The organism is Streptomyces sp. SM10, from assembly GCF_002910915.1.
GTDB lineage: Bacteria > Actinomycetota > Actinomycetes > Streptomycetales > Streptomycetaceae > Streptomyces.
In genome coordinates this window covers 58,267-71,974 of record NZ_NEUF01000054.1, presented here as the reverse complement: position 1 = coordinate 71,974, position 13,708 = coordinate 58,267, and the positions used below count along the sequence as shown (strand labels likewise).

Annotated in this window: 9 protein-coding genes; 2 read left to right on the top strand and 7 right to left on the bottom strand. The window is 69.5% G+C overall.

The features are described from left to right. Positions 1 to 191: 191 nt before the first annotated feature. Positions 192 to 1,520 carry an MFS transporter gene (locus B9S57_RS07180; RefSeq protein WP_103514686.1) on the bottom strand — a complete coding sequence of 443 codons (1,329 nt, stop codon included), beginning with the start codon at positions 1,518 to 1,520 and terminating at the stop codon, positions 192 to 194. Positions 1,521 to 1,564: 44 nt separating this feature from the next. Here B9S57_RS07180 and B9S57_RS07175 point away from each other — a divergent pair, with 44 nt between their 5' ends. Beyond that, on the top strand, positions 1,565 to 2,605 hold the full coding sequence (locus B9S57_RS07175; protein WP_103514685.1) for a helix-turn-helix domain-containing protein: 1,041 nt from the start codon (positions 1,565 to 1,567) through the stop codon (positions 2,603 to 2,605). Positions 2,606 to 2,612: 7 nt separating this feature from the next. Here B9S57_RS07175 and B9S57_RS07170 read toward each other — a convergent pair whose 3' ends face one another. The 3 genes from B9S57_RS07170 to B9S57_RS07160 all read right to left on the bottom strand — a co-directional run bounded on the left by B9S57_RS07170 (position 2,613) and on the right by B9S57_RS07160 (position 7,291). Then, positions 2,613 to 3,269, bottom strand: a complete 657-nt coding sequence (locus B9S57_RS07170; protein ID WP_103514684.1) for a YceI family protein — start codon at positions 3,267 to 3,269, stop codon at positions 2,613 to 2,615. 220 nt (positions 3,270 to 3,489) lie between these two features. Further along, a complete protein-coding gene (locus B9S57_RS07165) occupies positions 3,490 to 5,625 on the bottom strand; it encodes a UvrD-helicase domain-containing protein (RefSeq protein WP_103514683.1) in 2,136 nt (711 codons plus the stop codon). A gap of 55 nt (positions 5,626 to 5,680) precedes the next feature. Next, complete coding sequence (locus tag B9S57_RS07160) at positions 5,681 to 7,291, bottom strand: protein kinase (RefSeq protein ID WP_374935919.1); 1,611 nt, start codon at positions 7,289 to 7,291, stop codon at positions 5,681 to 5,683. Between the two features lie 422 nt (positions 7,292 to 7,713). Between B9S57_RS07160 and B9S57_RS07155 the strand changes: the two genes are divergently transcribed. Next, positions 7,714 to 9,870, top strand: coding sequence for an AIPR family protein (locus B9S57_RS07155; protein WP_258036267.1), 2,157 nt, complete (start codon positions 7,714 to 7,716; stop codon positions 9,868 to 9,870). A gap of 263 nt (positions 9,871 to 10,133) precedes the next feature. Here the strand turns inward: B9S57_RS07155 and B9S57_RS07150 are convergent, their stop codons facing one another. The 3 genes from B9S57_RS07150 to B9S57_RS07140 form a co-directional block, all read right to left on the bottom strand. Further along, complete coding sequence (locus tag B9S57_RS07150) at positions 10,134 to 10,604, bottom strand: ATP-binding protein (protein ID WP_103514682.1); 471 nt, start codon at positions 10,602 to 10,604, stop codon at positions 10,134 to 10,136. 133 nt (positions 10,605 to 10,737) lie between these two features. Then, entirely contained in the window at positions 10,738 to 12,507 is a 1,770-nt protein-coding gene (locus tag B9S57_RS07145; RefSeq protein WP_103514681.1) for a hypothetical protein, read from the bottom strand. 126 nt (positions 12,508 to 12,633) lie between these two features. After that, positions 12,634 to 13,680: a MarR family transcriptional regulator gene (locus B9S57_RS07140; RefSeq protein ID WP_103514708.1), complete on the bottom strand. Its 1,047-nt coding sequence runs from the start codon at positions 13,678 to 13,680 to the stop codon at positions 12,634 to 12,636. Between the last annotated feature and the right edge of the window lie 28 nt (positions 13,681 to 13,708).

The following is a 13,708-nucleotide window of genomic DNA, read 5'->3' as shown; positions in this document are numbered from 1 at the left end:
GCCGCAGGTGGGGCGAGCTTGATGCGCTCGGCCGGTGTGAACGCGGCGCCGGAACCGTCCGGAAACCCGCGGTGCAGGACACGGGCGTGCACGGTGGAGCCGGCCGGCAGAGCCGTGGGCGGCTGCCACGGCTGAACGGTCACCGCCTGTCGCGGTCGGAGCGGCTCTCCGAGGCGGGGCGGGACAGATGCTCACGGACGTTGCTCGTCCGCCGCCGCGTACGATCCGGCGCCCTGCCCGGCCGGGGAGGGGCGCCGCACCATCAGTGACAACAGTGCCGCCCCGGCGCACAGGATGCCCAGGGTCATCCAGACGGGAGCGTACGTACCGAAGGTGTCCCGGGCGGCTCCTCCTCCGAACGCGGCCAGGGCGGCGCCGACCTGGTGCGCCGCGCCGACCCAGCCGAAGACGATCGCACCGTCGTCGCCGTGGAACTCCCGGCACAGCGCGATGACCGGCGGGACGGTGGCGAGGTCGAGCAGGCCGAAGACGACCACGAAGGCCAGCATCGACGGCCGCACCGTGGCGCTCATCAGCAGGGGCAGGCACATCAGGAGCAGACCGCGCAGGGTGAAGAACACGGCGAGCAGCCGCCGGGGGTCGCCGCGGTCCGTGGCCCACCCGGACACGACGGTGCCGATCACGTTGAAGACACCGATCGCCGCGAGCAGGGACGAGGCGGTGGTGGCGGGCATGCCGTGGTCGTGGGCGGCCGGGGTGAAGTGCGTCCACATGATGCCGTTGGTGGAGGCCCCGCAGACGGCGAACGCACCGGCGGTCAGCCAGAACGGGCCGGTGTGCGCCGACGCGCGCAGGACCTTCACCGCCCTGCGTCCCGCGCCGTCGGCGGGTGCGGGCTTCGCCACGGGCCGGGCGGCACCGTACGGCTCCAGGCCGACGTCGGCGGGATGGTCCCGCAGCACGAGCCCGACCAGCGGCGCCGTTGCGCACGCCGCGAGGACCAGGCTGACGAGCGACGGGCGCCAGCCGTGATGGTCCACGACCCAGGAGAGGGCCGGGAGGAACACCATCTGCCCGAAGACGCTGCCGGACGCGATGATGCCGGTGACCAGACCGCGTCGGCGTACGAACCAGCGCTGGGTGACCGTGGCGCCGAAAGCCGTGGCCATGGACCCGGTGCCGAGACCGACGAGCAGCCCCCAGTACAGGGTGAACTGCCAGGCCGTGGCCATGACGGTGGTGAGCGCGGCCCCCGACGCGACGACCAGGAGGGCGACGACCACGACACGGCCCATCCCGAAGCGGTCCATGAACGCGGCGGCGAACGGTGCGGTGAGGCCGTAGAGGACCATGTTCACCGACGCGGCGAGGCCGATCGAACCGCGGGACCAGCCGAACTCCTCGTGCAGCGGCCCCGTGAGCAAGCCGGGCAGGGTCGAGAAGGCCCCTGCCACGACGACGGCGAGGAGTGCTGCGCCCGCGACCCACCAGGCGCGGTGGCCCAGTCGGTGGCGCTGCGACGGCCGATCGTGGCGCGACGGTGTGGTGACTGTGTCCATGCGTTCGATCGTCTGCGTACCCCGGCAGGCCGACCACTGGCGAGATGGACTACTTCTGCAAGAATCTGGCCATGGCAAGGGACGGCAGGGCAAGGGACGGCAGGGACAGGCATCGGGTGGCCGTACTCGTCCGGCCGGGGCTGCTGCCCATGGAGCTCGGCATCGTGCACCGACTCTTCGGGCAGGCGGTCTCGTCGTCCGGCGACCCTCTGTACGAGGTCGTCACCTGCACGCCGCGGCCGGGCGTCGTGCCGACGGACACCGACTTCACCCTCAACGTGGCCGTCGGCACGGAGGCGCTGGAGCACGCGGAGACGGTCATCGTGCCGGCCGCTCAGGAGGATTACGAGCCACAGGAACGCGGGCGGATCGGTGCGGATGTGGCGGGAGCGCTGGCCCGGGTTCCTGCGGGGGCGCGGGTGGCATCGATCTGCACCGGCTCGTTCGTCCTCGCGGCGGCGGGGCTGCTGGCGGGACGCAGGGCCACCACGCACTGGAAGTCCTGCGAGGAGTTCCGGACGCTCTACCCGGAGATCGAGGTGGACGCCGACGTGCTGTACACCGACGACCGCGGGGTCCTCACCTCGGCGGGGGTGGCCTCGGGCATCGATCTCTGCCTCCACATGATCCGCACCGACCACGGTGCGGAGGTCGCCAACACGGTTGCCCGCGGGACCGTCGTACCTCCGCACCGGGAAGGCGGCCAGGCCCAGTACGTCGAGCGCCCGGTCACCCCGCCGGAGCAGTGCCCCACAGGCCCGGCCCGGGAGTTCGCGCTCGCCCATCTGCACCGGCCCCTGAAGCTTGCGGAGTTGGCGGACCGGGCGTCGATGAGCGTACGCACGTTCAACCGGCGCTTCCGTCAGGAGGCCGGCCTCACGCCCATGCAGTGGCTCATTCAGCAACGCGTCGACCGGGCACGACAGTTGCTGGAGCGTACCGACCTGCCGGTGGACCGGATCGCCGCCGACTCCGGCTTCGGGACCGGCACGGCGCTGCGGCAGCACTTCCACGCGGCACTGGGGGTGTCACCGCGCGCGTACCGCCGCACGTTCAGAGGCGCGGACGGCGGCCCGACCGGCTGACGCCAGGTCAGACGGAGCCGGGAGTGCGGATGGCGGCGATGTCGAACTGAAGCCGCAGCCTCTCGCTCACCATGGCGCCGCCCTCGGCCAGCCGGGCGTTGTAGGTCAGGCCCCAGTCGGAGCGGTTGATGGTGGTGGTCCCGTCGAACCCGACCCGTTCGTAGCCGAACGGGTCGGTGACGTATCCGATGTAGGTGAGGTCCAGGACGACAGGGCGGGTGATGCCCCTGATCGCGAGGTCGCCGGTCATGCGGTAGACGTCCTTGCCGATGAGCTGCACGGCGGTGCTCGCGAAGCTGATGCGCGGGTGCTTCGCGGCGTTCAGGAAGTCGCGCCCGACCAGGTGCGCGTCGCGCTGCTCGACACCGGTGTCGACGCTGGCGGTGGACATGGAGATCTCGGCCCGCGAACGTGCCGGGTTGCGCCCGTCGAAGTAGAGGCGGCTCTCGTACTCGAGGAACGCGCCGCGCACCGTCGTCACCATGGCGTGCCGCACGGAGAAGCCGATCCTGCTGTGCGCGGGGTCGATCATCCACTCCCCGGTGAGGGCCGCCAGTCCGGGATCGGGCAGAACCGGGTTGCCCGCGGCCGTCGGGACGGAGGCCGACTCCTCCGGAGGGGTCTCCGGACGGCGGAGCAGGGAGTTGCGGCTGAAGAGGTTCATGGAGCATGTTGTTACCCGCGCGTAAGGACGACTCGCAACCCATGATCTACGAACCCGACCATCCCCGAGCGAACCTTCACACGGTGAACCATCGGCGGCGCGGAGATGGTGGAACGCGCGGTTCCGGCCCTGTGACCCGCCGTGAGGGCGGCCGACGGCAGCCGACCGCCCGACTCGGTCGCGAGGCGGTGTCCTGCCCGAGAGAGGAAGCCTGGGCGCTTCAGACCCCGGCCTCCACCAGGAACTCGCTCGGGTCTCCCCACCAGGACACGTACAGCCCGTCGCGCGCGCGGGTGCACGCGACGAACAGCAGGCAGCGTTCGGCAAGGAGGTCCGCGTCGTGCTGGAGCCGGTCGACCTCGGCCGCGGTGACCGCCCTCGGATACGGAAGCGCCCCGTCGCTGACGCCGACGACCGCGACGCACCGGAACTCGAGGCCCTTGAACGCATGCATCGTGCCGATCTGCACGCTGTCGGCATCGGCAGGTGCGTCGCCCCGGAGCCGCACGGCACGGATGCCGGCCGCCCTGAGCCGTTCCAGGGCCCTGTCGCAGGTCTTGTTGAACCGGGCGCTGATCCCGATCTCGCCGGGCGCGATGCCGGCGTCGAGCCACCCGCGTACCCGGGCGGTCAGCGCGTTGAGTTCGGCATCCTCCGAGGACCCGCCGAACGTCTCGGGACCGTCGCCGTGCAGAGCCGAACGGTAGCCGAGCAGGGTCTCGTTGCGGGCGTCGTCCGCCAACTGTTCGAAGGGCCGGCCGACGAGAAGGGCCGTGGACCAGCTGAGGATCTCGTGAGTGGAACGGTAGTTCTTACGCATCTTCGTGGACCGGCCGGTCACCCGGACACCGACCGACTTCAGGGAGACCTTCGTGTCGTAGATGCGCTGGTGGGGATCTCCCGCGATGAACAGATCGTCGGGCCGTGCGGGAGCCGCGGCCCGCAACAGCCGCCACTGGGCCGGATGCAGGTCCTGAGCCTCGTCGACGACGACGTGCCGGTAGCGCGGACCGGAACCCTCCAACAGATCGGAGGCCTCCGCGCACGTGCCGAGGTAGGTGCGCAGCCCGTCGGCGGTGAGACGGTCGGTGAACTCCTCGACCGTCCGCCACACGGAAGCGCGTGCGGACGCGGGCAGAGCGCTGCCGCGCCCCCGGCGCTCGCAGGCCTCGTACTGCTCCAGGTTCCGTAGATTCCGGGCGAGGATCACGTGCTTGTACTCCTGGGCGAGGAACTGGGTGGTGCCGGTGAAGCCGGTGGCGCGAGCCGCCTGCTCCCACCGTGCCTCCTCCTCGCCCCCTCGCAACGGCCGCCGTGACGTCGACACCACACGGCCGGCGAACGCGTCCACGGTCATGATGTCGACACGGTCGCGCAGCACCTCGTCCTCGACGAGGGCCGCGAGGCCCACGCGCAGGGCTGCGACCAGCGCATTCGTGTACGTCGTCAGCAGCACCCGGTCGCCGTCACGCAGGTGTCCCAGAAGGTGACGTACGCGGTGCAGAGCGACGACCGTCTTCCCGGTCCCGGGGCCACCTGTGACCTGTGCGGGACCCGAGTACGAAGGCCGGTAGGCGACCTTGTGCTGTGACGGATGCAGGAAGACCCGCCACGCCGCGAAGGGCTTGTCGAGGATGTCGCGCAGCTCCTCGGATGCGGTGACCAGAGCGATCCGGGCACGGGTGCGCTGAATCGCCGTCGCGAAGTCATGCGTGTCCACGGGTGGGTCACCGGCGGACACGGTGGCCATGGCCACGGACACCACGTCCCGCCACACGTCCTCCACGCTGAACCCGGCCGCGAGGTATTCCAGGACCTCACGTTGATCCTGCGGGAAGTACGGTGCGAAGACCTCCAGCTGTTCGGCGTCGGTGAGCGCGCGGGCCTGCCGGAGTGTGGTCTCGTCGATCCCGAGCGCGGCCAGGTCACCGTCGGACACCTGCGCGAAGAGCCGCTGGTCGGGAGCCGGAGCGATTCGCTCGTACGCCGGGGTCAGTTCGTCGAGCATGGCGATGTCCCGGATCTCGACGGCCCGGGTGACGGTGTTGATGCTGGCCTTCTGCTTGACGGCCCAGGCGATCGCCTTGTCATGTGGCATCACGCGCAGCAGCACGTACGTGTCGCCGCTGTCCGGCGCGAGGACGACACCGCGCGTTCCCTGATCGATGCGAATGGTCCGGATATGGGGATCACGTGCCTGCTTCAGGCTCTCCAGCTTCAGCCCTGGGTCCTTGAACAGCTGCTCCAGCGTGAGGCGTTCGAACTTCTCCCATGCGTCGAACACTCCCTTCTTGACGCCGCCCTGGAGCTTGCTGAGCTGGGCACAGAAATCGATGTCGAACGCGAGGTGAGGCATGGGTGGACTCTCCGTGCAGCAGCGGGTGTGACAGGGATGCCGGGGTGGTGACGACTCAGACGGCCGGGCCGTCAAGATCGAGCTCGATGAGGACCAGCGCCTCGGCGACCTCTTCGGACAGCTCGTCCGCGGGGCCGTAGACGACGCGGAGGTCGTCGTGGAGCGGTGCCAGGACGACGTGCGCGTCGGCCGCCAGTCCTTGGGCCAGGAGGAGCATGCCGATGTCTCTCCGCAGCTCGACCGCCTCCTCACTGACATCGCTGTCCACCGTACGGACGATGTCGAGAACGCCTCGCAGCGCCGCCAAGGCGTCCGTGGCCTGGCCCAGCTCGGCGCGGCACCGGGCGGCCTGGGCACGGCAGGCGCGGGCCTGTGCGCTGCTGGGGCCGCCTGTACGTGCGTACGCGTCGGCGAGGACGTCGAACTCGGGAAGCGCCGCCCGGTAGTCCCCGCCGAGCAGCTGGATCGCGGCGCGCTGCGTCCGCAGTTCCAGGACCTTCCTGTTCTCCGCGCCGAGGGCGCGGGCAGCGGGCTCGATGATCTCGCTGAGCACCTCGGCGGCCTGGGTGAACCGCTCCTCCTCCAGCAGCGCGTCGGAGTGGGCGTACGCCTCCGCGATCTCCTCCCGCAGCCGTTCCGGCAGGGCAGCGGGAGCTGGGATCGCAGCGGCCGGATCGACCGCCGTGGCTGCGGGCTTCCGTGCCCCCGGGCGGGCGCGCGGCGCGTACGGCTGACGGAAGACCCCCGTGGGGTCGGGTGCTCCCCGTGGCCCTCCTTCACCGGGTGCGGGTTCCTCGCCGGGTGCCGGAAGGAAGGGCCTCAGCCGCTCGTACACCTCCTGCACGTCGGCGGGCCGTGCCTCAGGAGCCTTGAGCAGCAGATGCAGGACGAGTTCCTCCAGAGCCGTCGGCACGTCCGGTCGCAGCATGCGCAAAGGGGTCGGCGCGGCGTTCACGTGCTGATACATCACCAGGTACTCGCTGTCGGCGGTGAACAGGTGCCTACCACTGAGCAGTTCGTGCATCACGCAGCCGAGCGCGTACAGGTCGGTCTGCGGGCTGGTCCGCCCCCCGCGGACCTGCTCCGGTGCCATGTACTGGTACGTGCCGATCGGGCTGCCGGTCGCGGTCAGCTTGGTCACGTCCGTGCGCAGGATCGCCGCGATCCCGAAGTCCAGGACCTTCACCGTCCCGTCCCGCGCGACCAGGATGTTCCCCGGCTTGAGGTCCCGGTGGATCACGGGCACCTCGTGGGCGTACGACAGCACGGTGGCGACCTGCGCCGCGACGGCCACGGCCCAGCTGACGGGAAGCGGGCGCTCGGGGTGGATGTACGCGGACAGCGGGACGCCGTCGACCAGCTCCATGACGAGGAAGAGCCGCTCGTAGGCGTCATCGAGCACCGCGTCGAACACCTGAGGAACGCCGGGATGCTGGATGCGTGCGGTGATGCGGGCCTCGCGCTTGAACCGCTTGGCGAACTCCTCCGCAAGCTGCGGGGAACCGGCGACGGCCTGCCGCCGGACCACTTTGACGGCGACGGGCCGGTCCAACACGGCGTCGTAACCACGCCACACGTCGCCCATACCGCCGCTGTTGAGCTCCTCCAGGAGCTCGTACCGCCCGGCGATCGGTTGGTCTGGCACCTTGCCCCCGTGTGTGCGCATCTTGGCCGGTGCGCGACTGCCACCCGCCTGGCCTCTGTCGGGTAAGTCTCTCCGGCGGGCCGCCCGTGGTCCACCGGCTGCAGAACGCAGAGTGAGTTGTCGAACGATTCCAGCCAGGTCGGAGATGTGCGGTCGGCCCCGGGCCTCCCCTCTTCGTCGGCACCGGGCATCGCCGGCGCTCCTACTGACCTAAGTTCTGGAGCCGCGCCAAATACCGGCGCAGACGACCGGTCGCCGGATAGGCTCGGCGGGCGATCACCCTGCAGAGAAGGGATTTGGCGATCCATGCGGCATCACGCAAGCGATTGTGCCCCCTCTCGAGGATCGCAAAGGAGGGTTTCCAGGCGCTCCGGGAATCTCTCCGCCGGTGATTCAGTGCCGCTGAACTCTGCGCCACTCGTAGCCAGTTGAACAGGAACGTCGTGAGCACTCACTCCCAGAGCCCTGACATACCCACCCAGGTCCGCCAGACCGAGCGTGCCTTCGACGAGACGTACACCGGGCTCATCGATATGAGTGACTTCGGCAATCGGTCGCCAGAGCAGACCAAGCCCGCCTTCCGCTCCCGCGCTCTTGCCGCGCACGCCGTGCGTCTCATGACGGGATGGACCCCGGAACAGGCCGCGGACTGTGTGATCGACGGCGGCCAGGACCAGGGGGTCGACGCGATCGCCATCGACGAGGCGCGCTCACACATCTACCTCGTGCAGGCCAAGTGGAGCCCGGAGGGGACGGCGAAGGCGGATGAGACCGCGGTACACAAGCTGTTCGCGGGACTTACCCTCATCGATTCCGGAGAGGCAGCACAGTTCAACCCTCGCGGTCAGATCCTTGCCAAGCGGGCACACGACCTGATCGGCGAGAAGAGCACTCGCATCACCCAAGTGATCGCCCTCATGGGGATCAAGCCGCCTTCCCCAGGCGTGCAACGAGTCATCAAGAACGGTGAGACGGAGTTCAACTCCCACGGCGACTACGTCGATCACCACTTCCTCCACGCTCCACACATTCACGCGTTGATCCGGAAGGATCAGAGAAGAGAACCCGTCACACTCGAAGCGACACTCAGCCCCTGGTTCAGCGTGACGTCGCCCTACGCTTCCTACGAGGGCGTCGTGCAGGGCGAAGAGATCGCGAGCTGGGCTGAGCACGGTGACGAGCTGTTTGCCCGCAACATCCGCAACCCGCTCGGGCTGACACCGATCAACAGGGAACTGGTGGATACTCTCAACGCCGAGCCGTCCCTGTTCTGGTACTTCAACAACGGAGTCACGGTTCTGTGCGACTCCGTTGAACCGGTATTCGGGTCGCAGAAGGTCCCCGAGCGCCACCCCGTCCGCCTCAGCGCCCACGGTGCCAGCGTGGTGAACGGCGCGCAGACCGTGCGTTCCGTCATCGAGGCCGCCCAGCAGACCGAGGACGCCGAACTGGCCCAGGTCACCGTTCGTTTCATCGTTACCGGCGGGAACACCGAATTCGCGAACCGCACCACCCTGGCCACCAACCGGCAGAACCACATCACTGATCGCGACCGTATCGCTCTTGACCCGGCCCAGGCAGTGCTCATCGAAGAGTTCCGTGCCGAGCTCGGCCTTGTGTACAGCGTGCGGCGCAGCGAACTCGAACCGCAGGACGACGAGGGCTGCTCCGTCGTGGAAGCGGCCTGCGCACTTGCCTGCGCACACAGTGGCAGCCGGTTCGCGGCCAGGCTTGTCGCCTCCGGTTCCACCGACGTGCTGTGGGAACGGGGCAGCAGCGGAATCTACGACCCCCTCTTCCGATCCGTGCCCAGCGTGTACGAAACCTGGAACGCCGTGGGCGTTCTCCGCGGGGTACGTACAGCCCTGCGTGCAGAACGCGAACAGTACGAGGGGCGTGGGGCTGCCGTCATCGACGACGGCACGTTCTTCATCACCCACCTGGTGTTCCGGCAACTGCTCGCCCAAGACGCCGGCATGGGTGAGCCGGATCAATCGCTCGAGTGGGCCGCGATGGCCCAGGATCAGGTGCCCGGGCTGGTCAAGCGCATCGTCCCCGTACTTGTGCAGGCCCTGGACGATGAAGTAGGAACCCGAACGAGTCTCCTGCGCGTATGTGCCGACCCTCGGCAGGCCGCGGACCTCGTGAGCGCTGTTCTGACAGCCCTCGAAGGCGGTGGCACCGAAGACGCCGCCGCGAAGTACCGGCGGCAGGCGAGCAAGCCGCGCAAGCGTCGCAGGCCCAACGCAGTACACGTCATTATCGACCGCGGTTCCCTGGAGGAAGGGGCGGCCCTGCACCTGGCCCTGTACCTGCAGCCCGAGAAGGAAGCCTTGGCCGAGTGGCTCGCAGCGAATCCGCGCCGAGGACTCGCCAAGTGGACCAATGCCAGCCGTACACGTCCCATCGTCTGGGCTGCCGATGGCCTCGCATACTCACCCAGCGGTCTCATCGCACGGATGTGGGAGCTGGCTGACTGGGAAGGCCACCCCGTCGCGAACCAGGGCACCGCCCGCTGGGCCACCCAGGACGGAACGACGCTCGCCATTCTCGCCCGGCGGCTGCTTGACGGTATGGAGGAAGAGAAGGATGCCGAGTAGTGGCACGATCCTGCCGGCCGCTCAAGATCACCCAGGTCTTGAGGGAACAGCGGCGGGTTGCGCGTGTCCTCCGGCAGGCACCTACTCCCTGAAGACCCCGATCAGCAGCGGGGCTGCTGCGCCACCCCCGCTTCGCGGTGCCTCACGCCCACTGCGGCACGGTTTGTCTGGACGAAGACCGCCGACGAAAGTCTCGACCCGTTGCCGCGGTCCACGCGCATGAGCGGCTCGTGACAGTAGAAGCACATCCAGGCCGCGATCGCTCAGGAGATCTGGACTCCCAGAACAGCCCACACCGTCTTACCCGGGCCATCCGGACTGGGGTACCACCCCCAGCGATCGGCCAGCGCGGCGACCAGGAGCAGCCCGCGGCCGCCGTCCTGGACGAGCGGCGGCCTTTCGGGCAGCGTGGGAAGGCGTTCGCCCCGGGTGTCGGTGACCTCGATGCGGATGGCTGTGTCCTCGGCCGAGAGGCGGAGGCGGAAGTCCCGGCCGGACACGTGACCGTGCCGTACGGCGTTGGCGCTCAACTCGGCGACGGTCAGAGTCACTGCGTCGTGCGTATCGCTCCCGTACGCGATGCCCCAGGCGTCGATGCGCTCGCCGGCCAGCCGACGGGCGAGGCGGGCGCCGCGCGGGGTGGAACTGAAACGCATCGTGAAGTGATGCCAGGGGAAGCGCGTGTGAGGGGTGGAGGCGGCGCGCACGGGGAGGGGTGTCTGCTTGCTGCTCATTCCTCAACGTTGATGCGTCATGCCTGAGTGTGACCAGAGGTGACGTGCTGTCACGTCCTGGATGTACGTGGCGGGGGCGGGGCTTGTACGCGGAATGGGCACCGGGATTTCCCAGGGCCGACCGGCCCCGGGGCTACCCTGCGTCGGAGGTCGCGGGTTCGGATCCGGTCGGTTCGGTGGAGCTCACGTCGGAAGTCTCGTGCTTCCCGCCCGCCTCGATGGCCGGGTGGCGAAGCCGCTGCAGTGCGTCGCGCTCTGCGTCCGGGATCGTCATCGACTCGGCAAGCACGGCGGCGAGCGCGTCCACTTGGGTGCTGTCCGCGTCGGCGTGGAAGAGCCAACGGATGTTCTCGTCTCGCGTGATGAGGTCGACCGTCAGACGCGTGGCCTTGTCCTGGGTGTCCGCTGCGCGCACGTATCGCACCTGGTCGATCGGGATGTCCGCGCGGATCTCGGCTTGTTCGAGGAACGCGCCTGCCTTGGCCGTGATGACGCGGCGATCCGTGATGGCGACCAGTGTGCTTGCCGCGGTCTTGTCCCTTGCTGCCGTGAACTTCCCCTTGGCCCCGCTGAAGATCGCAGAGACGGGCCCGAGTGCGTCGAGCTGATCGGCGAAGCCTAGGACACGTAGGGTCTCACCGTCCTCGAGGAGCCATCGCAGGATGCGCAGGTACGGCCCGAGTTCCGGTGAGCCGGGTGCGCAGACGACGTCCGGAGCCTGGAGCGCAGGAGTCGGAGCACGGAGTGCATCGGCGAGAGGCACGATCGCATCCAGGAGGCGGGCAACGGTCAGGCGGGCTGCCTTCGAGTCCTTCCGCTTCCCGGGCAGTGGCAGTGTGTCGCGGCCGGGGAGCTCGGCCAGGATGCGTAGGTCCCGTGTGAGGGAGTCGATGAGGCTCGTCGATTCGGCGAGGGACGAGTCGAACTCCGCGCGGGTGTCGCGCGCGATGACCTCGGCGTACTGAGCCTCGGCCGCGTCCTTGCGCCCGGCGGCCCTCGACCTCGCGGCGCGCAGCGCTTGATATCCGGTCCATGCCTTGAGGGCGGACAGGAGGGCGTAGGCGTCGAAGGCGATCGCCTCGGCGTTCGTCTGCAGGTACTCGTGGTGGCTGCGTGCGGTGGACCGGTCGATCTGCCTGACGTGGTCGCCGACGTGCCCTCGGTAGAGCTCAAGCTGCTTCTGCAGCAGCGCTCCGCTGCCTGTGACGTCCTCCCACAGGGACGCCGGGACCGACTCGATCTCTCGCGCCTGGTCAACCGCGCGATCGATGGCGGTGACGAGTCCGGTCAGTTCGGCCCACTGTTCCTTACGGATGGCGGTGAGGACCTGGCTCGTCACCGCGAGGTTGGTCCTGACGAGGCCGGAAACCTCGCTCAGCATCATCTGAAGAGCGATCATGGCCAGCCCCGGCCCGATCGAGGCCGCGCCCTGTGCCTTGCTCACCGCCTTCACGGGGTAGAGACGAGCCTGGCGCAGGATGCGGCCAGGAAGCATCACCGTTCCGAGGTTCGCGCCGTCCTTGACGGCGAGCGTCGCGCCGCCCTTCAGCAGGGCCTGTGTCGTGGCGCCGAGCCTGTAGAGCCCCTGGACACCGGCGAACGCGTTTCCGAGGTTGCCGGCGACGGTCGCGAGGTTCCCGATCGAGGCGAGGACTGCGGAGATCTGCTTGCGGTCGGCGGCCGGCACGATCCCGAAGTCGATCAGATCCGGCTTGAGCTCCGGCGGGACCTCACCGCACAGGACGGCGACTCCGGGGAGCACCTCCGCCAGGACCGTCGAGGCCGGGGCCGAGTCGGTGTCCCTGTCGGGTGTCTGAGCGTCCTCACCAGGTGGGCCGGCGGTACGGCTCCGGCCGCTCTCCTCCGGCTCGGCGCTCTCCAACGAGTCCGAAGGGTCCTGCATGTGATCTCCTCCTGCGGGGACGCGCAACGGCCCGACACCGTAGGCGTTGACGGCTGGAGTCTATGGCTCAACACCTGGCGGTTCAGGGCGAATGCACCAAGTCGATCGAGGAGGGATCGAGGAGGGTCAGGGCACGCGGGTCAGGTCGCGGAGCTGGCTGACCAGCGCGTGTACGTCACGTTCGACAGGCGGAGTCGCTGTGGCGGAAGGGGCTGGCGATGCGGTGGTGCGGCAGGGGCGGCAGAGGCCGTCGGGGAGCGCTTCCGGCGGTCCGGGTCGGCCGCATTCGGTGCACTCCGCGACGACGCGGCGAGTCGGGGCGGTGGTCGAGGCGGGGGCGGAGCTGGCGGGCAGGTGCGGGGGAAGCTTGTCGGTGAGGCGGCGGCGTACGAAGCCGATGGGGGAGCCGACCTGCGCGGGGATGCCTGCGGTGAGGGCCTGGGTGAGGTAGGCCGAGTCCACGCCGCGTACGAACCACGCGGCGGCCAAGGGCTCCAGGACCTGACAGTCAGCTGCGGAGAGGGCCAGTCGCGGTTCCGCGCGGCCGAGTTGGGCCAGTGCGAGGTAGGCCGGGGAGGCCGCGGACGAAGCCGCCGCGGGAGCGCGCTGCTCGGGTACGGAGGCAGCGGGGGCAGCGGTGGTCGGCTGCGGGGTTCGCCTGGGCTCGGCAGCCGGGGGCGGTGTCACGGGCAGGGGCTCGGATGCGGCCGGGGCCCGTGGAACGGTGTCGGCCGACGGGGGAGCGGACGTCGCTTCCGGGGCCGGGCGGCTGTCCTCGCCGGTCAGGAAGGCGTCCCACCACTCGTTGTCGCGGGCAGTGCGGGACCAGTAGGTGCGGGAGACCCAGCGGACCTGGTCGCCCAGGCCGGCCAGGCATCGCACGCGCCGCAGGTGCCCGGCGACGCCCAGGGCCCTCAGGGCGCTGGAGACTGCCATCTGGCCGTACAGCGGGAGGCTCTTGGCGAGTGACTTGATGTCCATGGCCGCGCCGTCGGGGAGCTGGTCGACGTATCCGGCGATGTACCGCTCGCGCTCCGGCATCAGGGCGAAGTCATTTGCATGGGGCGTGCGTTGGTCCGGCGCGGCCCGCTTGCCGTAGCCGGGGTGGGCTTTCGCGTACGGGCGCGAGGATGCGGGTGCGCGGAGGGCGGGGCTAAGGTGCTCGGTAGCCACGAGATCGTCCATTTCGATCTTGGGGTGA

What these genes read in the sequence shown, in the direction of transcription:
- B9S57_RS07175 (WP_103514685.1), top strand. Translation starts at nt 1,565, where the DNA reads ATGGACTACTTCTGCAAGAATCTGGCCATGGCAAGGGACGGCAGGGCA.
- B9S57_RS07170 (WP_103514684.1), bottom strand. Translation starts at nt 3,269, where the DNA reads ATGAACCTCTTCAGCCGCAACTCCCTGCTCCGCCGTCCGGAGACCCCT.
- B9S57_RS07180 (WP_103514686.1), bottom strand. Translation starts at nt 1,520, where the DNA reads ATGGACACAGTCACCACACCGTCGCGCCACGATCGGCCGTCGCAGCGC.
- B9S57_RS07165 (WP_103514683.1), bottom strand. Translation starts at nt 5,625, where the DNA reads ATGCCTCACCTCGCGTTCGACATCGATTTCTGTGCCCAGCTCAGCAAG.
- B9S57_RS07150 (WP_103514682.1), bottom strand. Translation starts at nt 10,604, where the DNA reads ATGAGCAGCAAGCAGACACCCCTCCCCGTGCGCGCCGCCTCCACCCCT.
- B9S57_RS07145 (WP_103514681.1), bottom strand. Translation starts at nt 12,507, where the DNA reads ATGCAGGACCCTTCGGACTCGTTGGAGAGCGCCGAGCCGGAGGAGAGC.
- B9S57_RS07160 (WP_374935919.1), bottom strand. Translation starts at nt 7,291, where the DNA reads ATGCGCACACACGGGGGCAAGGTGCCAGACCAACCGATCGCCGGGCGG.